We start from the raw sequence: 24,538 nt of genomic DNA, 5'->3' as shown, positions 1-24,538 counted from the left end.
ATTTCTGCCCTAAACATTTAGCCCACTTTGCCGTTGATCTTGTACCCCTTCAATAATCTCAAAAGGTACTTTATGAAGCGTCTTTCTCTCAGCGCCATGGGTCTCGGAATCAAGCTGTCTGTATTGACGTCTTTGAGCGTGGCAATTGTGCTATTTACGCTGACCTTGACCCTGAGCCATAACGCGGCACGTCAGCTGGAGCAGCTGGCAACCGACGATATGCAGAATCAGGTGCAAGGCATTAATGAAATGGCCACCATGTTCAACGCCACGCTGTCGGAAGAGGTGGCGAATTACACCAAATTGTTCCAAAGCTTCCTGCCAAAACGTTTTAGTCGTGACGACAGCGAACGTGTGCAGGTAGGTGAATTCAGCACGCCAACGCTGCGAGCGGGATTGAAAACCCTCAACCTCGATCAGATCGCGGTAGATGATTTTCTCGATCGTACTGGTGCGGTATCCACCATCTTCGTGCGTGACGGCGAAGATTACATCCGCATCGCCACCTCGCTGAAAAAAGAGGATGGCAGCCGCGCGGTGGGCACCAAACTGGATCGCAGCAGCGCCGCCTGGCGCAGCGTCAATCAGGGCACGGTCTATCGCGGCCTGGCGACGCTGTTCGGCCATCGTTACATTACGCAATATCAGCCGGTGCAGGATAGCAGCGGCGCGGTGATCGCTATTCTGTTCGTCGGGGTACAGATCGACGCGCAGTACGCGCTGATGCGTGACAAAGTGCTGGCGCGCCATCTTGGTGACAGCGGCACCTTCTCGGTGTTGAATGGGACGCCGGGCAGCAGCCAGGGCCAATATCTGTTTGATCGTCACGCTGAAGGCAAACTGCCGCGTTGGGATAACACCACGCAGCAGCAACTGCTTAGCCAGCCGAAGGGATTAGTGGCGGTTGAACTGGATGGCGAAACCAGACTGCTGGCGTGGCAGCAGTTGCCAGGCTGGAACTGGATTATCGCCGGTGAAGTGAGCCGTGCCAGCCTGCTGGCGCCAATCACGCACAGCCGTAACCTGTTTATGGCGATTGGCCTGGCGCTGGTGATCGCGTTTGCCATTGGCTTTATGTGGTACAGCCGCCGCGCCATCACGCGTCCGCTGCAGCAGGTGATCCATCTGGCAGAACAGTACGCCGCTGGTAATCTGCAGGCACATCTCGACTCTTCACGTCGTGATGAGATTGGTCAGCTGGTCAGCGCGATCAACGGCATTGGCGATGGACTGGAGAAAGTCGTCAGTCAGGTACGTTCGGCGGCGCGGGAAATCAGCAGCGGCACCGATACCATCGCCGCCAGCAGCTCCAGCATCAGCGAGCAGATTGGCCGTCAGGCCAGCAGCGTGGAAGAAACCTCGGCCAGCATGGAGCAGTTTGGCGCCACCGTGGCACAAACCGCTGCCAACGTGCGGCAGGCGATGGCGCTGGTTGGTGAAGCGGCTAATACCGTGAATCACGGCGGCAGCACCGTGGCACGTTCGGTGGAAACCATGTCGGAGATTCGCGTGGCGTCGCAGAGCATCGCCGATATTACCCATGTGATTGAGTCGATCGCCTTCCAGACCAACATTTTGGCGCTCAATGCCGCGGTTGAAGCTGCTCGCGCCGGTGAACACGGCAAAGGCTTTGCGGTGGTCGCGGCGGAAGTGCGCGCGCTGGCACAGCGCAGTGCTACGGCCGCCAAAGAGATTGATGGGTTGATTGCCAGCTCCATCGATAAAGTGGCGGCCGGCCATACGTTATCTGAGCAGACGCGCGATGCGATGAGCCATATCGTCAATCACATCGAGCAGGTTAAAACGCTGATGGGTGAGATCAATATTGCCGCGCAGGAACAGGCGGCGGGCATTGGTCAGGTGAATCTGGCGATGAATCACATCAGCCAGGCCACGCATCAAAGCAGTGATATGATTAACCAGTCAGAAACCACCGCCAATCATCTGAGTAAGAAAGGGCATCATCTGACGCAGCTGGTGAGCATTTTTCATTTGAAAGACTAAAAGCCACAGGAAGATGGCTTACACTTGAGCCATCTTACTGCTTCAGGAGTTGCTATGCGTACTCTCTATTTGGCCTTAACGCTGCTGCTCAGCGGCTGCGCCGCTTTCACCACTACGCCACAAGCTCCGCCGCCGCCCACGCAGCACGCGCAGGAGATTTCACGCGCGCAGAGTATTGGCCTGCCGAAGCTCGGCACTATCACTACCACCACACGCGGCTCGCCGGATGATGCACAGCGCGCTATCGCCGCGAAAGCCAACCAGGCGGGCGCGGTTTACTATCAAATTCTGATGCTGGATGAGACCACCATCCCCAGCTTCTGGTACGCCACTGCCATTCTGTATGGCGCGCCGTCAACCGGCGCTGCAGCGCAACAGTAAGCGCGTGCAGAGATCGTCGCTTAATGCCCGTGTGCCGCGCAGATCAAGCTGCTGCTGACACCAGCCATCGGCCAGCGGCGGCTCTGCCACTTTCAGCAGAATCGCGGCACTTGCCAGCTGCAGTAACTCGCGCGTGATTTCTCGCGCCTGCCCTTCACGCGGGTTCGCGAGCTGCAAGCGTAATTGCCGCCAGCGGCGATCAAAGTGACGATTACTGCCCTTCACCGCCTCAAACTCATCGTGCAGCATGGTCATCACCTCGGCGTGACGACCGAGCACCCGCATGACATCCAGGCACATCACATTGCCGGCGCCTTCCCAGATACTATTCACTGGCATCTCACGATAAAGACGCGGCAGCTCGCTCTCTTCGCAATAGCCAATGCCGCCCAACACTTCCATCGCTTCTGCCACAAAAGGCATGCCCGCCTGGCAGATCACAAATTTGGCGGCGGGTGTGAACAGGCGTGCGTATAAGCGCTCATGTTCGCTGGCCGGCGTTGACCAGGCGCGCGCCAGCCGCAGCAGCAGTGCGGTTTGCCCTTCCAGCTGCAGCGCCTGTTGCGCCAGCACCGCGCGCATTAGCGGCTGATCGATAAGGTTCTTGCCCATCACCTGACGCTGCTGCGCATGGTGTACGGCAATCGACAGCGCACGACGCATCTGTCCGTGGCTGCCCAGCGCGCAGTCGAAGCGCGTCATACCGCCCATCTTGAGGATCAGCCGCACACCTTCGCCCTCTTCGCCCATCAGCCAGCCGATAGCATCCTGAAATTCCACTTCAGCGCTGGCGTTGGAGCGATTGCCGAGCTTGTCTTTAAGGCGTTCGATGCGAATGGCGTTGCGCGTGCCGTCCGGCAGCAAGCGGGGCAGGAAGAAGCAACTCAATCCCTGTGACGTTTGCGCCAGAATCAGATGCGCATCGCTTTGCGGGACCGAGAAAAACCATTTATGGCCGGTGATGCGATACGCTTCGCCCGGCCCGCGCACGCCGAGCGGTTCGGCGCGTGTGGTGTTGCTCAACACATCGGTGCCGCCCTGTTTTTCCGTCATGCCCATGCCAATCAACAGACCGCGTTTCTTGTTGCCAGGCAGATGATGCGCATCGTAACGATCGCTGAGCAGCGCTTCGCGCCAGTCCGCGTAGGGTTCAGGCAGATGATTCTGCAGCAGCGGAATGGCGGCGTGCGTCATCGTCACCGGACAGAGCGAGCCGGCTTCCACTTGGGCATGCAGGATAAATCGTGCGGCGCGCGCCACCATCGCCTGTGGCTGAACGTCGGGCTGCCAGCTGAGATTGTGAAGCCGACTGGCGCATAATCCCTGCATCAGCAGATGCCAGGCGGGATGAAAACGCACTTCGTCGAGGCGTTCACCGCGCGCGTTGTAGCGCAGCAGTTCAGGCGCTTCGACGTTAGCTAAGCGGCCTAACTCAAGGGATTCGGCGCTGCCAAGTTGCAGGCCGACGGAAGCCAGCCATTCGCGATCCCAGCTGGCACCTTCGCGTGCAACGGCCTCGCACAGGGCGATATCACGCGAGAATAGGTTGCTGTTGCTGAGCGGTTGGGGCTGATTGAATACGGTGTGAGTGGTCCAAATCATATAACGTCCTCCTCATACTCATTTTTCAAGTATGAAGAGGATGTGCAGTTATGCCTGGCCTGGAAAACTTTTTGCGGTGGGGATCACGCCTGACGCTGACGTACGGCTTCGAACAAGCACACGCCAGTGGCAACTGACACGTTGAGTGACGAGACGCTGCCTGCCATTGGGATGCTGATCAGCTCATCGCAATGCTCACGCGTTAAACGACGCATACCTTCACCTTCCGCGCCCATCACCAGCGCCATTGGGCCGGTCATTTTGCTTTGGTAAACGGTGTGATCGGCTTCGCCTGCGGTACCAACCACCCAGACGTGGTATTCCTGCAGCAAGCGCAAGGTGCGCGCCAGGTTGGTGACGCGAATCAACGGCACGTTTTCCGCCGCGCCGCTGGCCACTTTCTTCGCGGTGGCATTCAACGGTGCTGCACGGTCTTTTGGCACGATGACCGCATGCACGCCCGCGGCATCCGCGCTACGCAGGCAAGCACCGAGGTTGTGCGGATCGGTAACGCCATCCAGCACCAGCAGGAACGGTTTCTCAAGGCTCTGCAGCAGATCCGGTAAATCACCCTCCTGATACTGCTTGCCTGGCTTCACGCGCGCCACGATGCCCTGATGCACGCCGCCTTCAACCTGGCTATCGAGCCATTGACGGTTCGCCACCTGCACCGGGATTCCCTGAGCTTCCAGTGCGAGGATCAGCGGCTGCAGGCGACGATCTTCGCGGCCTTTAAGGATAAAGACTTCCTGAAAACGCTGAGGATCGCGCTCCAGCAGCGCCTGCACGCTATGAATACCAAAAATTATTTCACTCATTACTTTGCTCAAGGTTGGATTTAGATCGTTGAATTCGGAGATTCAGGTGCGCAGGAATGCGCACCCTACAACGGTTTCGTCAAGTCGCCCCGCAAGGCGACCAAACTATCAGGCTTCGTCAGGCTGCTTCTTCGACGCGCGCTTAGACTTGGTGGCGGCGGCGATTTTACGGGTTTTCTCGGAGACTTTTTTGCCTTTTTTCTCGGTTTTAGCCGGTTTTTCAGCAACCGCAGTCTTTTTCTTTTCGCCGCGGAACGCTGAATCAGGTTCGAAAGTGCCCTTCTTGCCGGCATCACGACGACGCTTGGCTGGCGGTTTGCCACCGCGTTTCTCGCGCTCACGTTCGGTTTTGCCTTCGCCGCGCGGTACACGCTTGCTGGAGATCAGCGCGAAGTCGATTTTACGCTCGTCCATATGCACGGCTTCAACGCGCACTTCCACCGCATCGCCCAGACGATAAGTACGGCCGCCGGATTCACCAATCAGACGCTGACCCACCGCATCGAAGCGATAATAGTCGTTATCCAGCGAGGAAACGTGCACCAAACCATCGATAAACAGTTCGTTAAGACGCACGAAGAAACCAAAGCCAGTCACACTGGAGATCACGCCGTTGAACACGTTGCCAACCTGATCCTGCATGAAGTCACACTTCAGCCAATCGGCAACATCGCGCGTGGCTTCATCAGCACGGCGCTCGGTCAGTGAACAGTGCTGGCCCAGCTGCAGCATCTGCTGCATGTCGTAGTGATAGCCGCCGGTCGGCGTGGTGATGCCATCCACTTCGCCGCGCTCTTTTGCCAGCAGATATTTGATGGCGCGATGCAGCAGCAAATCCGGGTAGCGGCGAATCGGCGAGGTGAAGTGCGCGTACGACGCCAGCGCCAAGCCGAAGTGACCCCGGTTTTCAGGATCGTAAACCGCCTGTTTCATCGAACGCAGCAGCATGGTTTGCAGCATTTCTGCGTCTGGCCGATCGGCCACTTGCTTCAGCAAGGCGGCATAATCGGTCGGGTGTGGCTTAGTGCCACCCGGCAGGCTTAAGCCCAGCTCGTTCAATACGGTACGGAAGCTTTTGATGCTGTCTTCGCTTGGACGATCGTGATCGCGGAACAGCGCAGGCTCTTCATTTTTCTCAACAAAACGCGCTGAGGCGATATTGGCGAGAATCATACACTCTTCAATCAGCTTATGCGCATCATTGCGTGACGTGCGCTCAACGCGCTCAATGCGACGCTCGGCGTTGAAGATGAACTTGGGTTCATCGGTCTCAAACGAAATGCCGCCACGCTGCTCGCGCGCGGTTTCCAGCACCTGATACATGTTGTGCAACTCGTGCAGATGAGGAACCTGAGCCGCGTATTGTTCACGCAGATCGGCATCACCTTGCAGAATGTTCCACACTTTGTTGTAGGTCAGTCGCGCATGGGAATTCATCACCGCTTCATAGTGTTTGAAACCGGTAAGTTTGCCGCTGGAGGAGATGGTCATCTCACACACCATGCACAAACGATCAACCTGCGGATTCAGCGAGCACAAGCCGTTGGAGAGAATCTCCGGCAGCATCGGGATAACCTGCGACGGGAAATAGACCGAGGTGCCGCGCTGATGCGCTTCATCGTCCAGCGGCGTGCCCGGACGTACGTAATAGCTGACGTCGGCAATGGCCACCCATAAACGCCAGCCGCCGCCGCGTTTCTTCTCGCAGAAAACCGCATCATCAAAGTCACGTGCATCTTCACCATCAATGGTGACCAGCGGCAACTTACGTAAATCAACACGTCCCAGCTTCGCTTCTTCCGGTACTTCTTCTTTCAGCTTAGCGATTTGCTTCTCAACTTCTTCCGGCCATGTGTGCGGGATTTCATGGGTGCGCACCGCCATATCGACCGCAAGGCTGGTGCCCATATCGTCACCCAGCAGCTCGGTCACTTTACCGATCGCTTTGGTGCGACGCGTCGCACGTTGGGTGATTTCAACCACCACCACTGAACCCATACGCGCGTTAAGCGTTTCTTCTTGCGGGATCAGGATGTCGAAACTCAGGCGGCTGTCATCCGGCACCACAAAACCGGTACCTGCATCGGTAAAGTAGCGGCCGACGATCTGGCTGTTACGTGGCTCAAGCACGCGCACCACGCGCGCTTCACGACGACCTTTACGATCGGCGCTGCCTGGCTGCGCCAGAATCACGTCGCCGTGCAGGCAGAATTTCATCTGCTCAGCAGAGAGATAGAAATCATCTTTCTGACCTTCTACGCGCAGGAAGCCATAGCCATCGCGATGGCCAATCACTTTACCGCGAAGCAGATCAAGACGTTCTGGCAGGGCGTAACATTGACGGCGAGTAAACACCAGCTGGCCATCGCGCTCCATGGCGCGCAGACGACGACGCAGCGCTTCCAGCTGCTCTTCACTGGTGATATTCAATTCCTGCGCGATGTCATCGCGGCTGGTCGGCTTTTCGCGTTTTTCCAGCAGTGCCAGAATAAATTCGCGGCTTGGAATTGGGTTTTCGTATTTTTCAGCTTCTCTATCCTGATAAGGATCTTTTGACATTACGGTTCCTCCGATGTCATTTAATTTGGATTGCCACCGGCGGTTCGGACAATAAAAGTTGGTACAGTGAATCGTTATCTTTGACCAAATCGGCCAGCGTATACTTGTCCAGTTCCTTGAGGAATAGCTGGACCGCATCGTGCAATGCTTTACGCAAACGACAGGCTGGCGTGATCACACACTCGTCGCAGTTCACGAGCTGCAATGGCTCCATTCTTCGCACCACATCGCCAATGACGATTTTTTCCGGGTCCATGCCTAAACGAATTCCGCCGTTTTTACCGCGTGTTGCGGCGACAAAGCCAGCCCGGCTAAGTTGATTGATGATTTTAACCATATGGTTACGCGACACCCCGTAGGTATCGGTGACTTCGGTAATGTTGGTCTGCTTACCTTCCGGTAACGTCGCCATGTAAATCAGGGCACGCAGACCATAATCGGTAAAACTTGTTAGCTGCACATATACCTCAGTGAATCATCGAACGTTATGGTTATGCGCCGGTCGGCGTGATGTTTAAATATGATGATAAACCAGAGCGTGGTGGCCGGTGCGTTTTTTTCCGGCAAGTATCGATATTTGCAAGAAAAAATAGAGTGAGTGGAGTCAAAGATTAGAAATACAAAGGCCGGACAGAGTCCGGCCTGAGGAGATTATGCGTCGAACGGGTCGCGCAGAATCATGGTCTCACTGCGGTCTGGGCCGGTAGAAATAATATCAATCGGCACACCGGTCACTTCTTCTACACGTTTGATGTAGTCGCGTGCAGCTTGCGGCAGACCTTCCAGCGTCTTGACGCCGAATGTGGTCTCGCTCCAGCCTGGCATGGTTTCGTAAATCGGCTCAATGCCTTCCCAGCCTTCAGCTGCCAGCGGCGTGGTGGTCATTTCGCGGCCATCTGGCATGCGATAAGCGACACAGATTTTCACTTCTTTCAGGCCATCCAGCACGTCCAGTTTGGTCATGCAGAAACCTGAAAGGGAGTTGATCTGTACGGCACGGCGAACGGCAACCGCATCCAGCCAGCCGGTACGACGACGACGACCGGTGGTCGCGCCGAACTCGTTACCTTGAGCACACAGGAACTCGCCGGTTTCATCGAACAGTTCGGTCGGGAATGGACCGGCACCCACGCGCGTTGAGTAGGCTTTCACGATACCCAGCACGTAATCAACATAGCGTGGACCAATACCTGAACCCGTCGCTACGCCACCTGCGGTGGTGTTTGATGAGGTCACGTATGGATAGGTACCGTGGTCGATATCCAGCAGCGTACCCTGCGCACCTTCAAACATGATCAGGTCGCCAAGCTTGCGCGCGCCGTCCAGCAGATCAGACACATCAACCACCATGCTGGTAATGATATCGGCCACCGCCAGCGTATCACTCAGCACTTTTTCGTAGTCAACTGCGTCGGTTTTGTAATAGTTAACCAGCTGGAAGTTGTAGAAATCGACGATCTCTTTCAGCTTCACCGCAAAGGTTTCTTTGTTGAAGAGATCGCTCACGCGCAGACCGCGACGTGCCACTTTATCTTCATAGGCAGGACCGATACCGCGACCGGTGGTGCCGATAGCTTTAGCGCCACGCGCTTTTTCGCGCGCCACATCCATTGCTACGTGGTACTGCAGAATCAATGGGCAGGCTTCAGAGATCAACAGACGTTCACGTACCGGCACACCGCGCTCTTCCAGACCTTTCATCTCTTTCATCAGCGCTTCAGGCGACAGGACAACGCCGTTACCAATGATGCTGGTGACGTTTTCACGCAGGATGCCAGATGGAATTAAGTGGAGGACGGTTTTTTCACCGTTGATGACAAGTGTGTGGCCTGCATTATGGCCACCTTGGTAACGCACGACGTAATTCGCGCGCTCTGTCAGAAGGTCTACGATCTTACCTTTACCTTCGTCACCCCATTGGGTGCCCAGTACGACGACGTTCTTACCCATTTTTTCAAAATCACCGATTGCTTAAAAATGGATTCTACCACCTGACTTTTACTCTTTCAGCACTTTTAGCATACGATTGCGCTGTTTTTTGCCTGAGTTTTGCTCAGCTCACAACATGTTGGGGGAACAGCGGCCAACAGACACAATTGAGTCGGGCGGCCTCACATAATTTCAGGCTGATTAACGCGCATGCATGCTGATCATGGCGTAAATCACTACGCCGGCCACCACTAAACCGCCACCAAAACGATGCAAGAGACGATCGGGCAACTGCGTCATCGCCAGAATCATCCGCCGCCACGCACGTGGCATAAACATCGGTCCAAGTCCTTCCAGCACCAAAACCAAAGCCAGCGCCATCCAGATGGTTGAATTCATGATTTTTTCCCAAAAAAAAGGCCGACAACATTGTCGGCCTGGACTTTATATCAGTTCTTAACGCGTGGCGTTAGAGGGCGCTTTCATATAGCGGAAGAAATCGCTATCCGGGCTCAGCACCAGCACATCCTGGTTGTCTGAGAAGCTATTCTCATAGGCGCGCAGGCTGCGGATAAAGGCATAGAAATCCGGATCCTGGCTGAAGGCATCAGCAAACAGTTTTGCCGCTTCACCATCACCTTCACCGCGCGAAATCAGCGCTTCACGCTGTGCTTCTGCCAGCGTGCGCGTAACCTGATAATCGGCCTGTGCACGCAGTTTCTCTGCCTCTTCCTGACCTTGTGAACGCTGACTACGCGCTACCGCTTCACGCTCGGCGCGCATACGGTTGTAGATCGCGTCAGACACTTCAGTCGGCAGGTTGATCTGCTTGATGCGTACGTCGACAACTTCAATACCTAACGCAGCCATGCTGTTCGGGTTTGGTGCCGGCTCACTGCTGTTGGTTTCACGTTCTACACGTGCTGCCGCACTCGCAATCGCATCATCCGCTGCTGGCGTCTGAACGTCATCATCATTGCCAGCGCTGCCGGTGTTCAGGGCATCACGCACGTCGGTGGTTAAACGGCCACGTGAATCAGTCACGATGTCTTTCACATCCAGACGACCCATTTCAGAACGCAGACGGTCACTGAACTTACGTTTCAGCAGCACTTCTGCCTGAGAAACGTCGCCACCACCGGTTGCCAGGTAGTAACGGCTGAAGTCACTGATGCGCCACTTGATGTAAGAATCAACGATCAGGTCTTTCTTCTCTTTGGTAACAAAGCGGTCAGCCTGGTTATCCATGGTCTGAATGCGCGCATCCAGTGATTTCATGGTTTCGATAAACGGAATTTTGAAATGCAGACCCGGTGCGTACACCAGCGGTTTGTTTTCGTCATCACGCAGAACCTTACCAAAGCGCAGCACGATGCCGCGTTGGCCTTCCTGCACCACGAACAGTGACGCGTAAAGCACCACCAGCACTACAATAATTACGGCGATGATTGGCTTACGCATCGATTACTCCCTCCCCTGGCGCTGGGTATCGTTGCGCAGCGCATTGGCGCGACGCTGATCCATGATGCTGTCTGGACTGTAAGATGAAGAATCTCCACGGCTCGCATTACTATCGGACGACGAAGGAGACTTCATTAAATTCGTCATTTTCTGACCGCCTTGGCCAGATGCCTGACCACCGCGCATCAGTTGATCCAATGGCAGGACTGTCAAATTATTACCACGATCGCTGATCAATACCTTGCGGGTATGACTCAGCACACGTTCCATGGTTTCAATATAGAGACGCTCTTTCGTGATTTCTGGTGCAGCTTTATATTCAGGCAGCAAGCGAGCAAAACGCGCCACTTCACCTTGCGCTTCTAACACCGTACGTTCTTTGTAAGCACGCCCCTCTTCGAGGATACGTTGCGCCTGACCATTAGCACGCGGCTGAACTTCGTTCGAATAAGCTTCAGCTTCACGGACGTATTGTTCACGGTTTTCACGTGCGGCAATCGCATCATCAAACGCGGCTTTTACTTCTTCTGGTGGGCGCGCCGCCTGGAAGTTTACGTCCAGCAGGGTAATACCCATGTTGTACGGACGGATAGTCTCGTCAAGCTCACGCTGAGTTTCGCTACGTACCACGGTACGACCTTCCGTCAGGATGCGGTCCATGGTTGAGCGACCAATAACGCCACGCAAGGCGCTGTCGGTGGCCTGACGCAGGCTGTCATCGGCACTGGTCACGGCATACAGATAACGCTCAGGATCGGTCACGCGGTACTGCACGTTCATCTCAACGCGCACTACGTTTTCATCCGACGTCAACATCACGCCAGACGCCGCCAGTTCACGTACGGCTTCTACGTTTACGGCGCGAACCTGATCGACGAAAGTCGGTTTCCAGTTGAGGCCTGGCTCAACCAGATGGCTAAATTTGCCAAAGCGCGTGACGACGCCACGTTCCGCTTCTTTGATGGTGTAGAAACCGCTAGCCGCCCAGATAACGACTGCCGCTACGGCAACAATGCCAACTACTTTGCCACCGCTACCGCCGCTGCGCTGGCCATTGTCATTCTGTTTGCCACCGCCCAGTCCGCCGAGTTTTTTACTCAACTTTCGGAAGATATCATCCAGATCAGGTGGTCCCTGATCGCGACCTCCTTTATTTCCCCCAGAGTTGCCGCCTTGATTATTGCTGCTTCCCCACGGGTCGCGGTCCTGTCCGTTATTTCCGGGCTGATTCCACGCCATGTTTCTACTCCATTTATTGTATTTACGTTTTTTACCCTTCATCTTTCGGATTGCAGCTTCGTTGGCTGCCTTCGTTCACCCCAGTCACTTACTGATGTAAGCTCCTGGGGATTCACTCAGTTGCCGCCTTGCTGGAATCCGAAATATTCGGGTAAATCCTGCACATACGGCCTGCAACGATAATGACGACAATCTAAAAGATATTGAGTAAAGGCGTTTGGGCAATTTCAAACAATATAACTGGCTAGCGACGGCTCTTGTTTACACAGACGACGCCAATCAACTATCGGCATACGCACGTGCAAACTCACACAGCCATCATCTTCATTCCATTCTTTTTCTATAGCATGCAACTGATAAAAACGACTGCGCAAACGGCCCGCTTCCGGCGGCAGACGTAAATCGTACTGCGCGATTTCACCGGCTAAACGCTCAGAGAGCGCCTGCCACAGCAACGGCAGACCCACGCCGCTCTGTGCAGATAACCACACACGAATCGGCTGGTTCTCTTCGTTGCGATCGATACGCGGCACAAAGTCCTCCAGCATATCGATTTTGTTCATGATCAACAGCGCCGGAATTTCGTCAGCTTCAATCTCTTCCAGAACTTCATTTACTGCATCAATGTTGTCATTCACACGCAAATCGGCGGCGTCAATCACATGCAGCAGCAATGTCGCCTGACGCGTTTCCTGCAGCGTGGCTTTAAACGCCGCGACTAAGTCGTGCGGCAAATGACGGATAAAACCAACGGTGTCTGCTAAAACCACTTCACCCACATCCGCCACATTCAAACGACGCAATGTCGGATCAAGTGTCGCGAACAGTTGATCCGCTACGTACACATCCGCAGAGGTAATCGCGTTGAACAGGGTGGATTTACCGGCGTTGGTGTAACCCACCAGCGAAACGGTTGGCACGTCAGCTTTGGCACGCGCTTGTCTGCCCTGATCGCGCTGTTTTTCGACGCGTTCAAGACGGGAGAGAATCTGACTGATACGGCCACGCAGCAAGCGTCGGTCCGTTTCCAGCTGAGTTTCACCCGGACCACGTAAACCGATACCGCCTTTCTGGCGTTCAAGGTGTGTCCATCCGCGAACCAAACGGGTTGCTAAATGGCGTAGTTGTGCCAGCTCGACCTGCAATTTACCCTCATGGGTGCGGGCGCGCTGGGCGAATATATCGAGAATTAAGCCGGTGCGATCGATTACGCGACATTCGCACAGCCGTTCAAGATTACGTTCCTGAGCAGGAGTTAAGGCATGATCGAATAAAACGACCGATGCTCCACTCGCTTTTACCGCATCGGCAATTTCAACTGCCTTTCCTTCACCGACAAAATATTTGGGATGTGGCGCTTTACGGCTGCCCGTAATGACTTGCAGCGCTTCAACGCCCGCAGAAGAGACAAGAGTTTCAAACTCCTGCAAATCTTCCAGCTCTTTGTCTTGGGAGAACCAGATGTGTACCAGTACGGCCTGCTCACCGGCATCATAACGGTCAAACAAGCTATAACCTCGCTAAAATAAAATAACCAGGACAGGAAAACGTGCTCGTTCTCCAGCCCTGGCTTTACGGCAGCGCAAAATTATTCTGCGTTATCGCCGTCTTGTTGTGGCTGCGACTGAGCGCTTTGATTGCTTCCGCTGTGATGATAGTTGCTGCTACCACCGCTGCCGCCCGCGTTATTGCTATGGTGCGACACTGGACGAGAAGGAACCACTGTAGAGATGGCGTGTTTATACACCATCTGGCTGACCGTGTTTTTTAACAGAATGACGAACTGATCAAAGGATTCAATTTGCCCTTGCAGCTTAATACCATTCACCAAATAGATCGAAACCGGTACACGTTCACGACGCAATGCGTTCAAAAACGGGTCTTGTAAAGATTGCCCCTTAGCCATTCTATCTTTTCCTTATATGCTTGTTGTTTGTTACTTTAAGAACCGTGGTTCAGAAAAACTGCGTAAAAATTTGCGCACGATAACGGACCAATTGTACACAATCATCCCTGCTACGCACTAACTACCTTAAGCACCGCATTACGCGCTAACTCTGGCTCATCACTGTTTAACCAGTGTACTTCAGGCCAGCCACGTAACCAGGTCATCTGGCGTTTAGCGAGCTGCCGAGTGGCGCAAATTCCCCGATAAACCATTTCGTCGTAATCGATTTCACCTGACAAATAAGACCACATCTGGCGATAACCGACACAACGAATGGAAGGCATGTCCGTATGCAAATCACCTCGCGCAAACAGTGCACGAGCCTCCGCTTCAAATCCTGACGCTAGCATCTGGTCGTAACGCAACGCAATGCGTTGATGTATCAGTTCACGACTCGCAGGTGCGATAGCAAACTGGTACACGTCGTAGGGTAACGCTTCGCCGGAGGTTTTTGTCAGTTCCGTTAAAGTTTTACCCGAAATAAAAAAAACTTCCAGTGCTCGCGAAAGTCTCTGCGGATCATTCGGATGAATACGACTACCGGCGACCGGATCGATTTCACACAGCTGACGGTGCAAGGCTTCCCACCCTTTCTCCGCCGCCATTTGCTCTATTCGCTGACGCACCTCGGGATCGGCCGAGGGCAACGGCGACAATCCTTCAAGTAACGCCTTGAAGTAGAGCATGGTTCCACCAACAAGCAACGGAATCTTCCCCTTCCGGGTGATCTCCGCCATTTCTGCCAACGCATCGCGACGAAACTCTGCGGCGGAATACGCTTCCGCCGGATCGCGAATGTCCAGCAAACGATGGGGCGCCAGTGCTAACTCTTCTGCCGACGGTTTCGCCGTGCCAATATCCATCCCGCGATAGATTAAGGCAGAGTCAACGCTAATAAGTTCCACCGGAAGTTGCTGACGCAGCGAAATCGCTAACGCCGTCTTACCGGAGGCGGTAGGCCCCATCAAAAAAATTGCCTTTGGCCGGCTAGCCTGGTTTAGTTCACTCATGCTTCAACGCGTTTAGCGCGCTCTCAATCTCAATGGTCTGTAACAGACCTGAAGGCGGCGACTTCAGCAGTTGCGGACAAAGCCTTTCCAGCTCTGCCAGCAGTGCAATCGCCTGCGAGTGATTCCAGTGAGCGTCTTCTGCATCATCTCGACGCGCCAGCCATTGGGCCAACGTGGATGCAGAAACCTCTTGCTGCCGGGCCAGGTAGCCTAACAGTTCTGGAATCAAGATTTGTAAATTTTGTGTTCGTAACGGTAAAGGCACCGCGTGCAACGTCACGTGTTGCCCTTCTCGTTGTAAATCAATGCCCATCTGGCTCAGCAGCGCGGCATGATCGGCGATGGCAGCCAGCTCGGGCGCAGCAATTTTCAGGCGCACCGGGATCAGCAGCGGCTGCGGTTTTAAACCTTCTTCCCCTGGTTCAAGCTGGGCCTGTTTTAGCCAGCGCGCTGCCACGGCCAGCGATAACAATTGCAATGCGCTACCACGTTCCAGCAGCGCATAACGATCCTGCAAAACGCTTAACACGCGGCCGAAGCTTTGCGCATGGGCGGCCAGCGGCGCTTCAAGCTTTTCCGGCAGACGTACCGGAGCCGCGGCAGGAACTGGCGCAGCGCGCGGCGTTTCTACCATCGGCGTTTTCATCAACTGCTTATAGGCATTACCTTCACGCGCACTGTAAACCGGCTCTTTGTTCTGCCAGTTCGCACTCGCGGCCGCAGAAGCGCCGCCGCTGCGTGGCGTGTTGCTGGGTTGTGCAAAGTGGTTCGCGCCTGCCGCCTGACGGTTTTCTGGCTGCCACTTTGGCGCTGGTTCTTCGGCATGGGCGATGGGCAATTCCGGCGCGCGGCTGGCTTGCAGCGCACTCATCACGCCTTGCCAGATAAAATCATGTACCAGACGGGACTGATGAAAACGCACCTCGTGTTTAGCCGGATGGACGTTGACATCCACCTGATGCGGGTCGATCTCCAGATAGAGCACGTAAGCCGGCTGCTGATCGTCACCAAGCTGCGTTTGATAAGCCTGACGAATCGCGTGATTGATGAGCTTGTCGCGCATCATGCGTCCGTTGACGTAGCAATATTGCAGATCGGTAACCTGGCGCGAACCGTGAGGATCGGCGACCCAACCGCGCAGCGCTAAATCATCGTGCTGCCACTCAATGCGTAAAGCGTGCTGCATAAACGTGGTGCCGCAAATGGCCCCTAAACGCCGCTCCCGCTGCGCATCTTCACTGACCGCGCGATACTGACGCATTAACTTACCGTTGTGGCTAAGCGAAATAGCGACGTCAAAGCGTGCCAGCGCAATACGACGAATCACCTCATCGATATGGGTAAACTCGGTCTTTTCAGTGCGCATGAATTTGCGGCGAGCGGGCGTGTTATAGAACAGGTCGAGCACTTCCAGCGAGGTGCCCACCGGATGCGCAGCCGGTTTCACCGTCACATCCATGTCGCGCCCTTCCGCGTAGGCTTGCCAGGCTTCGCTTTGGTCGGCGGTGCGTGAAGTCAGCGTTAAACGAGAAACGGAACTGATACTAGCGAGCGCTTCGCCACGAAAGCCGAGGCTCATGATCGCCTCAAGGTCATCAAGCGAAGCAATTTTGCTGGTCGCATGCCGCGCCAATGCCATTGCAAGCTCGGCTTTGGCGATACCGCAGCCGTTGTCGCGAATGCGGATGAGCTTCGCGCCACCTTTCTCAATATCGACGTCAATGCGCGTGGCGCCGGCATCAAGGCTGTTTTCCACCAGCTCTTTTACGACCGACGCCGGGCGCTCAACCACTTCGCCTGCGGCAATCTGGTTCGCCAGCTGCGGCGGTAAAATCTGTATTGGCATGGTGGTGATCCTTCTGGCTGGTTGGCTCACGGGGAGCCAACAATCAGGATTGCGGAATTTTTAAGTTTTGCCCCAGCATCACATTGCTCGACTTCATATTATTCGCCTGCATGATGGCTTTTGAGCTCACGCCATAGTGCGCGGCAATCGCCGTGAGGGAATCACCGCGCACCACTTTATGCCGGGTTGGACGACTCGCCGCCACGCTGACGCTGGATTTCGCGGGCACCTTCAGGCGCTGTCCCACCCAAACCACATCGCGCTTCAGGCTATTCATCTCACGTAACGTCGCCATGCTCACGCCATATTTTGCCGCGATGCCCGACAGCGTTTCGCCACGCGTGACGGTATGACGCTGCGTTGCGCCGGTATATTGCACCGTACCGGTCGCCGGGTTGCTGGCGACGCTAACCGCTGGTGCGCTGTCCAGCGGCCGGTTTTCCTCCTTTGGGATCGATTGCAGCGGATGCGTAAGGAAATAATTGCGCAGGCCTTTATAAATCGACTGAGCAATCTTCTCCTGATACGCGCTGCTGCCAAGCAGCCGCTCCTCCGCGGCATTACTAATAAAGCCGGTTTCGACCAGTAAAGAGGGAATATCCGGGGAACGTAAAACGCCAAGGCTGGCATGTTCCGGCAGACGCTTATGCAGTGGCGTAATACCGCGCAACTGCTGCAGGACTTTGACGGCGACGTCATAACCTACACGTTGTGAATGACCAAACTGCAAATCCAGCACTGCCTGGCTAAGATAGGGATCGGCCTGGCTGTTCGCCAGCAGATCCCCTGCGCCGCCCAGCAGCTCAGATTGTTTCTCTTTCTGTTCCAGCCAGTTCGCCATTTCGTTATTGGCGCGGCGGTTAGACAGCACCCAAACCGATGCGCCGGTGGCTGAGTGATTTGGCGCGGCGTCGGCGTGAATGGATACCAGCAGGTTCGCGTTCTCTTTACGCGCCACTTCTGAGCGGCCCATTACCGAGATGAAATAGTCGCCGTTACGCGTCAGCACCGGTTTGAACATCGGATCCTGATCCATCAGCGCTTTCAACTTACGCGCAATTGAGATGGTGACATTTTTCTCGTGCAAACCGTGCTGGCCGGATGCGCCGGGATCCTGACCGCCGTGTCCGGCGTCAATCGCCACAATGACCACATCGTTGCGGCTAACCGCGCTGCCAGGACGCACGGTGGTATTGCTGCTGGTCACCGCAGTCACCTGATTGGCGTTGAACGGATTGCCCTGGCTGCTGCTCTGCGGCAGGCTTTCATGCGCCGTGGTAACAGGTGCGGCAGCGGCCGGGCGCTTCGCTGGCTGCGTCCCACGAATGGTGAACACCACGCGATAATTACTGCCATCGCGCTGCGTGCTGGCGCGCGTCTGCGCGGGCTGCGTCAGTTCGAACACCAGACGCAGGCTTTGCTTATCCTTCGGCTGGCTATGGCGAATGCGCTGCACAATATTTTCGCCGCTAAAATTGAGCGGCAATCCTTTAATCGCGCCGCTTTGACGAATATCCAGCACCACACGATTGGGATTGTGCAGCGGAAAAAAGCCATATACGGGCTGACCGTTAAAGCTCAGCGTGACGGTAGCCTGGCTATCGCCATTTTCGACTTTGATATCCGATAACGTGGCAGACAACGCCGAGGCAGAAAACAGGCACAGCAAGCCCAGTACAATGATTTTCATCCGTGACATCATGCCGGATCCCTGCCTTGCTGGAATTGGGTTAACAGCGCTTCGCCCGTGGCGGAAATCGCGCTTATTTCGGCTTCACGCGCCGCATCCACGTAGCGCAACGTCAGCGCTAAATCGGGCTCAGGCAGCACGCCGGTGCCCCTCTGCGGCCACTCCACCAGACAGAGCGCATCGCCGGCGAAATAGTCGCGGATGCCCATGAACTCTAGCTCTTCGGGATCGGCAAGACGATAGAGATCGAAATGGTATAGCGTGCGAGAGCCGAGCTCGTAGGGCTCGACCAGCGTATACGTTGGGCTTTTTACATTGCCTTGATGGCCGAGCGCCTGCAGAAAACCACGGCTAAAGGTGGTCTTACCGGCACCCAAATCGCCATAAAGATAGATCACCAGCGCGCTGTTGCAGACGCGCGCCAATTGCGCACCCAGATTCAGGGTTGCCGCCTCATCGGGCAAAGGGATAACACAGGTCTTCATGCTTTATTGTTGGATCATCTCTGGATTAACAAACTGCCACAGCAGCTCGAACAAATCAGTGGCTAACATGCCGCGAGTACCGCGCTGACGCGCGACGGCATCGGCTGTTGCCCCATGCGCGACACAGCCTGCGCAGGCTGCATCAAGTAATGTAAGTTTCTGGCCGAGCAGAGCGGCAATAATCCCGCTCAGCACATCGCCCATGCCGCCAGACGCCATGCCCGCGTTGCCCACATCGGCAATGGCGATGTCACCCGCCGCGCTGGCAATCACCGTGCCCGCGCCTTTCAGAACCACCACGCCGCCGTAGCGTTTCGCCAAGGCGCGCGCAGCGTGTAAGCGGTCACTCTCAATCTCGCTAGTTTTCACCCCCAGCAAGCGCGCAGCTTCGCCGGGATGCGGCGTAATGATGCGATTCTGACGGTTATCCTGCTTGATTGCCAGCAGGTTAAGCGCATCCGCATCCCAAAGCATCGGCTTTTCACTGACCGCGATCTTTTTCAGTGCCTTCTGAGCCCAATCGCGCTGGCCGAGCCCCGGTCCAACGGCGATCACATCCGCCCACTCCAGCGCCTGATCCAGCCGTTCATCGCTCAGCGCATCAACCATTAACTCCGGTCGCGCGGTGAGAATCGGGCCAATATTATCTTCATGTGTCAGCACGCGCACAAGTCCGGCGCCGGTTCGCAGGGCGGCTTCACCGGTCATGCGAATCGCGCCCGCCGTGCCGCTGTCGCCGCCGACCACCAATAGCCGCCCCTGATCACCTTTATGAGAGGTAGCGCGACGTGGTTTCAGCCAGCACGTTAAATCCCCGGCGTCATAGCGTGAAATCGGTGCCTGCTCAGCGGCAAGATATGCCGACAAGCCCAACTCATGGTTGTGCAGAACGCCAACGTAATCGCGCGCCTTGCCGGTCAGTTGGCCGGGTTTCAGCGTAATCATGCTCAACGTGTGATCGGCGATGACCGTTTTGCCCGGCGCCGTGCCATTAGCCGCCAGCAAACCAGAGGGAATATCGATCGCCAGCACCGGTGCGGCATGCGCGTTGATGAGTGTGATCAGGCGATCGTAAGGATCGGCGGGCGCGCGATTCAGGCCGGTGCCGAGCAGCGCATCAACAATCACATCAACCTGCTCCGGCCAGGGCGCATCCGCCGCGTGAATCACACCGCCCGCCGCCAGCCATGCGTCCTGCGCCTGCTGCGCCTCTTCTGGCAACGCTTTACTGCCTGTGCACGCCAGCAGCGTCACGTTCAATCCTGCTGCCTGCGCCAGTCGCGCCACCACATAACCATCGCCGCCATTGTTGCCGTGCCCGCACAGGACCAACCAATGTTGCGCCTGCGGCCACAGCTGGCGGATTAATTCATAGCTGGCCTGGCCAGCACGTTGCATCAGCTCAAACAGCGTTAAGCCCAGGCTATCGGCGGCATCGCGTTCCAGTTGCGCCATCGCCTGCGCAGGCCAGACAGAGTGTGTTAAACTGCGCGCGTTTGCTTCAATTGCCTGGTTTCTCATGTCATATCCTCTCGATCTTCAACAGCTCGCTGAACAAATTAAACAGTGGGGACGCGACCTCGGCTTCCAGCAGGTGGGTATTTGCGATACCGATCTGAGCGCCGAAGAGCCCAAACTGCAGGCGTGGCTGGATAAGCAATATCACGGCGAGATGGATTGGATGGCGCGCCACGGCATGATGCGTGCGCGGCCGCATGAGCTGCTGCCCGGCACGCTGCGCGTGATTAGCGTACGCATGAACTACCTTCCAGCTAAAGCCGCCTTTGCCAGCACCTTGAAAAATCCGCAGCTGGGCTATGTAAGCCGCTATGCGCTGGGCCGCGACTACCACAAAGTATTGCGCAATCGACTGAAAAAGCTTGGAGAAATGATTCAGGCGCACTGTGGCGAACGCAATTTTCGCCCGTTCGTCGATTCCGCACCGATTCTCGAACGCCCGATTGCCGCTAAAGCCGGTTTAGGCTGGACCGGCAAACATTCGTTGATCCTGAACCGTGAAGCGGGTTCGTGGTTCTTCCTTGGCGAACTGCTGATTGATCTGCCGTTACCGGTCGATCAGCCCCAGGAAGAGCAGTGTGGACGCTGTGTCGCCTGTATCACTATCTGCCCCACTTCCGCTATCGTCGAACCTTACGTGGTCGATGCGCGTCGCTGCATCTCCTATCTCACCATCGAGTTGGAAGGCGCAATTCCTGAAGAGTTCCGTCCGCTGATTGGTAATCGAATTTATGGCTGCGATGATTGCCAGCTGATCTGCCCGTGGAATCGTTACGGCCAGTTAACCGATGAAGATGATTTCTCGCCGCGCGCGGTGCTGCATGCGCCGCCGCTCACCGATCTGTTCAAATGGGATGAAGCCAAATTTCTGCGTATCACCGAAGGTTCAGCGATTCGGCGTATTGGGCATTTGCGCTGGTTGCGAAATATTGCGGTGGCATTGGGCAATGCGCCCTGGGCAGAAGAAAATATGGCGGCATTAGCATTGCGCAGCGGCGAACATCCCCTGCTTGATGAGCATATTGAATGGGCGATTGCACAGCAGTTGCAGAAACGCGCGGCGCAAGCGGTAGAAGTGCAGCCAGCGAAGAAACAGCGGCTGGTGCGCGCGGTCGAAAAAGGCCTGCCACGTGATGCGTGATTGAGCAGTCGCACAGGATAAAACGCTTTTCCACATGCTGTGAATAAAATTATCCCACTGAATCGTGACGGAGATCGTAATTTCGTCTTAAGGGCAAGATCACAGTCTGAAATAGTTATAACCATTTACAAATCAATCAATTAAGCGATTATTGTAAATATTCACGTCGTATTTAGCGCGCAGGGGTTTGTCCAGAGCTTGTGGATAACTCTGTTCAAAACAGTTTTAAACAACGGGGAAAACGCCGTCAGAAGCTTGCAGGCACATTGTGGATAACCTGTAAGATAACTGCATCAGACAACAAGCATTATCGCTGCTAGCGAGGCGTGCAAAATTTCCAGAAAAAAACGGTGTCGCATGCGATCAAAAAGATCTGCAGCAGTTTTAATTCTGATTGCGCCTAAGGGCAAATAACATTAGTGAATATGAAAATCTGGAGCGGGAAACGAGACTCGAACTCGCGACCCCGACCTTGGCAAGGTCGTGCTCTACCAACTGAGCTATTCCCGCATAATCTTCGTATTTTAGTCTGCTACTGCGTTGGCTGCCTTCACTCACCCAGGTCACTTACTCATGTAAGCTCCCAGGGATTCGTTCAGTTGCCGCCTTGTTGCAAACTAAAATACTCGATTCTGACTCTTCGTATTTTTGTCACAACAATCACGCTAACGACTAAATCCGTGATTTGGATGGTTTACTACAAACTCTGGAGCGGGAAACGAGACTCGAACTCGCGACCCCGACCTTGGCAAGGTCGTGCTCTACCAACTGAGCTATTCCCGCATTAGAGGTTTACTACTCAACGAAAGTTTGGAGCGGGAAACGAGACTCGAACTCGCGACCCCGACCTTGGCAAGGTCGTGCTCTACCAACTGAGCTATTCCCGCATAATCATCGTATTTGTGTTGGTTACTGCGTTGGCTGCCTTTACTCAATCAGGTCACTTACTGAAGTAAGCTCCCAGATATTCGCTCAGTTGCCGCCTTGTACCCAACTCAACTACTCGATTCTGAACTTCGCCGTACTACTTTACTTCTCCGTTCCGCATGAAATTCTTCACCGGTACGGGGTGCGCATTATACGAGAAATCCTTTCAGTCGCAAGAGTCTAAAAGCAAAATTTTGCGCTTTCCGCGCGTTCGCTGCTTTTATCGACAACCTGATGATTTCCTGCGCACCCGCGATGTTTAAAGCTGCAGGAAGTGCTCGCGATAATACGCAAGCTCGGCGACGGACTCGCGAATGTCATCTAACGCTTGATGGCTACCTGACTTTTTGAAGCCTGGCAAGATATCCGGTTTCCAGCGGCGAGCCAGCTCTTTCAGCGTGCTGACGTCAAGATAGCGATAGTGGAAATAGGCTTCCAGTTCAGGCATGTACTTAAAAAGGAAGCGACGATCCTGACCAATACTGTTGCCGCAAATCGGCGAGGTGTTCGCCGGCACCCACTGTTTCAGGAACTCGATGGTGGCCAGTTCCGCCGCACGGTCATCGTGCTCGCTGGCTTTGACGCGCGCCACCAATCCGCTATTGGTGTGCGTGCGCACGTTCCAGTCATCCATCAACGCCAACTGATCGTCAGATTGATGCACCGCGAACACCGGGCCTTCTGCCAGGATGTTAAGGTTGGCATCGGTCACGATGGTAGCGATCTCAATAATGCGATCGCGTTCCGGATCCAATCCGGTCATTTCGAGGTCGATCCAAATCAGGTTGTTTTCATTTCCAGCTGTCATGCGTTTCCCGCCTGTTGCCAAAGTCGTCATTAAACTCATTTCAGGTGTATCATAGACGTTTTGCCCAGCAGGGCGAAACCTGGCGAAAGCCGTGAGAGGATGCGTGAGTAAAAACAAACTGTCGAAAGGTCAACAACGTCGCGTAAGCGCCAACCATCAGCGTCGTCTGCAGCAACGGAGCGATAAGCCGGAGCCGGATGATAGTCTGTTTGGAGAAGCGGCTGATGGCGTGGTGATCAGCCGTTTCGGCATGCACGCAGACGTGGAAGATAGCGAAGGCGTTGTGCATCGCTGTAACATCCGCCGCACTATTCGCTCGCTGGTCACCGGCGATCGCGTTTTATGGCGCGCTGCCATTGGCGGCGGCAAAGGGATCGTCGAAGCGGTACACGAACGTAAGACGGTGCTTACGCGCCCAGACTTCTATGACGGCGTGAAACCGATCGCCGCCAACATCGATCAGATCATTATCGTTTCGGCGATCCTGCCAGAGCTGTCACTCAACATCATTGATCGTTACCTGGTCGCCAGCGAAACTCTTGGCGTGGAACCGCTGCTGGTGCTCAACAAAACCGACCTTTTAGATGCCGAAGGCCGCGCGTTTGTTGATGAGCAGATGGAGATCTATCGCAACATTGGTTATCGCGTTTTGATGGTTTCCAGCCACGCCAAAGATGGCCTGGTTGAACTGGAAAGCGCCTTAACCGGCCGCGTCAGCATCTTTGCCGGCCAATCTGGCGTGGGTAAATCGAGCCTGCTGAATAACCTGCTTGGTCTGGAGGTAGCGGCTGAAATTCTGACCAACGATGTGTCGAACGTTTCTGGATTAGGTCAGCACACCACCACCGCGTCACGCCTTTACCACTTCCCGGCGGGCGGCGATGTGATCGATTCACCGGGGGTGCGTGAGTTTGGTTTATGGCATCTGGAGCCGGAACAAGTGACGCGCGGCTTTGTCGAATTCCGTGAATTCCTTGGCGGTTGCCGTTTCCGCGACTGTAAGCACGATACCGATCCTGGCTGTGCCATTCGCGAAGCGGTAGAAGAGGGCAAGATTGATATCTCCCGCTTCGATAACTACCACCGAATTCTGGAAAGTATGGCGCAGGTAAAGACGCGTAAAAACTTTTCCTCTGACGCAGATTAAGCAGTACAACGGCACATTCGCCAAC

At 55.1% G+C, this 24,538-nt stretch carries 20 protein-coding genes and 3 tRNA genes; 4 read left to right on the top strand and 19 right to left on the bottom strand.

Annotated features, from left to right (window positions below):
• Positions 1-72 precede the first annotated feature (72 nt).
• On the top strand, positions 73-2,004 hold the full coding sequence (locus K5Y32_RS18060; protein ID WP_222185340.1) for a methyl-accepting chemotaxis protein: 1,932 nt from the start codon (positions 73-75) through the stop codon (positions 2,002-2,004).
• A 54-nt stretch (positions 2,005-2,058) separates the two neighbouring features.
• Positions 2,059-2,385, top strand: coding sequence for a biofilm peroxide resistance protein BsmA (gene bsmA, locus K5Y32_RS18055; RefSeq protein WP_222185339.1), 327 nt, complete (start codon positions 2,059-2,061; stop codon positions 2,383-2,385).
• Here bsmA and K5Y32_RS18050 read toward each other — a convergent pair.
• The 15 genes from K5Y32_RS18050 to nnr all read right to left on the bottom strand — a co-directional run bounded on the left by K5Y32_RS18050 (position 2,359) and on the right by nnr (position 20,493).
• Complete coding sequence (locus tag K5Y32_RS18050) at positions 2,359-3,987, bottom strand: isovaleryl-CoA dehydrogenase (RefSeq protein WP_222185338.1); 1,629 nt, start codon at positions 3,985-3,987, stop codon at positions 2,359-2,361. The genes bsmA and K5Y32_RS18050 overlap by 27 nt on opposite strands.
• An 83-nt stretch (positions 3,988-4,070) precedes the next feature.
• Positions 4,071-4,805: a 23S rRNA (guanosine(2251)-2'-O)-methyltransferase RlmB gene (gene rlmB, locus K5Y32_RS18045; RefSeq protein ID WP_222185337.1), complete on the bottom strand. Its 735-nt coding sequence runs from the start codon at positions 4,803-4,805 to the stop codon at positions 4,071-4,073.
• A 108-nt stretch (positions 4,806-4,913) separates the two neighbouring features.
• Positions 4,914-7,364 (bottom strand): ribonuclease R, encoded by a 2,451-nt coding sequence (rnr, locus tag K5Y32_RS18040; RefSeq protein ID WP_110867435.1) that lies wholly within the window; start codon positions 7,362-7,364, stop codon positions 4,914-4,916.
• Between the two features lie 16 nt (positions 7,365-7,380).
• Complete coding sequence (gene nsrR / locus K5Y32_RS18035) at positions 7,381-7,824, bottom strand: nitric oxide-sensing transcriptional repressor NsrR (protein WP_008103609.1); 444 nt, start codon at positions 7,822-7,824, stop codon at positions 7,381-7,383.
• Between the two features lie 191 nt (positions 7,825-8,015).
• A complete protein-coding gene (locus K5Y32_RS18030) occupies positions 8,016-9,314 on the bottom strand; it encodes an adenylosuccinate synthase (protein ID WP_222185336.1) in 1,299 nt (432 codons plus the stop codon).
• A gap of 180 nt (positions 9,315-9,494) precedes the next feature.
• The gene (locus K5Y32_RS18025) at positions 9,495-9,692 is read right to left on the bottom strand and encodes a DUF2065 family protein (protein ID WP_008103612.1); all 198 of its coding nucleotides are present in this window, start codon (positions 9,690-9,692) and stop codon (positions 9,495-9,497) included.
• Positions 9,693-9,749: 57 nt separating this feature from the next.
• The gene (gene hflC, locus K5Y32_RS18020) at positions 9,750-10,754 is read right to left on the bottom strand and encodes a protease modulator HflC (RefSeq protein WP_101762865.1); all 1,005 of its coding nucleotides are present in this window, start codon (positions 10,752-10,754) and stop codon (positions 9,750-9,752) included.
• Positions 10,755-10,757: 3 nt separating this feature from the next.
• A complete protein-coding gene (gene hflK, locus K5Y32_RS18015) occupies positions 10,758-11,993 on the bottom strand; it encodes an FtsH protease activity modulator HflK (RefSeq protein WP_101762864.1) in 1,236 nt (411 codons plus the stop codon).
• A 227-nt stretch (positions 11,994-12,220) separates the two neighbouring features.
• Positions 12,221-13,501: a ribosome rescue GTPase HflX gene (hflX, locus tag K5Y32_RS18010; RefSeq protein ID WP_007892011.1), complete on the bottom strand. Its 1,281-nt coding sequence runs from the start codon at positions 13,499-13,501 to the stop codon at positions 12,221-12,223.
• Positions 13,502-13,581: 80 nt separating this feature from the next.
• Entirely contained in the window at positions 13,582-13,899 is a 318-nt protein-coding gene (hfq, locus tag K5Y32_RS18005) for an RNA chaperone Hfq (RefSeq protein ID WP_101762863.1), read from the bottom strand.
• A 110-nt stretch (positions 13,900-14,009) separates the two neighbouring features.
• A complete protein-coding gene (gene miaA, locus K5Y32_RS18000; protein WP_036648157.1) occupies positions 14,010-14,951 on the bottom strand; it encodes a tRNA (adenosine(37)-N6)-dimethylallyltransferase MiaA in 942 nt (313 codons plus the stop codon).
• Positions 14,944-16,797: a DNA mismatch repair endonuclease MutL gene (mutL, locus tag K5Y32_RS17995; protein ID WP_222185335.1), complete on the bottom strand. Its 1,854-nt coding sequence runs from the start codon at positions 16,795-16,797 to the stop codon at positions 14,944-14,946. Before mutL ends, miaA begins: the two co-directional genes overlap by 8 nt.
• A 43-nt stretch (positions 16,798-16,840) precedes the next feature.
• Positions 16,841-18,499: an N-acetylmuramoyl-L-alanine amidase AmiB gene (amiB, locus tag K5Y32_RS17990; protein ID WP_222185334.1), complete on the bottom strand. Its 1,659-nt coding sequence runs from the start codon at positions 18,497-18,499 to the stop codon at positions 16,841-16,843.
• Positions 18,496-18,972, bottom strand: coding sequence for a tRNA (adenosine(37)-N6)-threonylcarbamoyltransferase complex ATPase subunit type 1 TsaE (gene tsaE, locus K5Y32_RS17985; protein ID WP_222185333.1), 477 nt, complete (start codon positions 18,970-18,972; stop codon positions 18,496-18,498). The genes amiB and tsaE overlap by 4 nt, the downstream gene beginning before the upstream one ends.
• 3 nt (positions 18,973-18,975) lie before the next feature.
• Positions 18,976-20,493 (bottom strand): bifunctional ADP-dependent NAD(P)H-hydrate dehydratase/NAD(P)H-hydrate epimerase, encoded by a 1,518-nt coding sequence (gene nnr, locus K5Y32_RS17980; protein WP_222185332.1) that lies wholly within the window; start codon positions 20,491-20,493, stop codon positions 18,976-18,978.
• Here nnr and queG point away from each other — a divergent pair.
• Positions 20,492-21,631, top strand: a complete 1,140-nt coding sequence (queG, locus tag K5Y32_RS17975; RefSeq protein ID WP_101762857.1) for a tRNA epoxyqueuosine(34) reductase QueG — start codon at positions 20,492-20,494, stop codon at positions 21,629-21,631. The genes nnr and queG overlap by 2 nt on opposite strands.
• 434 nt (positions 21,632-22,065) lie before the next feature.
• On the opposite strand, the gene K5Y32_RS17970 is transcribed toward queG, so the two are convergent.
• From K5Y32_RS17970 to orn, 4 genes are all read right to left on the bottom strand, one after another.
• Positions 22,066-22,141 (bottom strand) — tRNA-Gly (locus K5Y32_RS17970).
• 197 nt (positions 22,142-22,338) lie between these two features.
• A tRNA-Gly gene (locus K5Y32_RS17965) sits at positions 22,339-22,414 on the bottom strand.
• A gap of 28 nt (positions 22,415-22,442) precedes the next feature.
• Positions 22,443-22,518, bottom strand: a tRNA-Gly gene (locus K5Y32_RS17960).
• A gap of 299 nt (positions 22,519-22,817) precedes the next feature.
• Entirely contained in the window at positions 22,818-23,366 is a 549-nt protein-coding gene (orn, locus tag K5Y32_RS17955) for an oligoribonuclease (RefSeq protein ID WP_101762856.1), read from the bottom strand.
• A 103-nt stretch (positions 23,367-23,469) separates the two neighbouring features.
• Here orn and rsgA point away from each other — a divergent pair, with 103 nt between their 5' ends.
• Positions 23,470-24,513, top strand: a complete 1,044-nt coding sequence (gene rsgA, locus K5Y32_RS17950; RefSeq protein ID WP_101762855.1) for a small ribosomal subunit biogenesis GTPase RsgA — start codon at positions 23,470-23,472, stop codon at positions 24,511-24,513.
• The last annotated feature ends 25 nt before the right edge of the window (positions 24,514-24,538 follow it).

The sequence above is a fragment of the Pantoea sp. DY-15 genome (genome assembly GCF_019795935.1).
Taxonomy (GTDB): Bacteria; Pseudomonadota; Gammaproteobacteria; order Enterobacterales; family Enterobacteriaceae; genus Pantoea; species Pantoea leporis.
The sequence above is the reverse complement of the archived record's forward strand: the minus strand, read 5'-3'. Positions and strand labels throughout refer to the sequence as shown.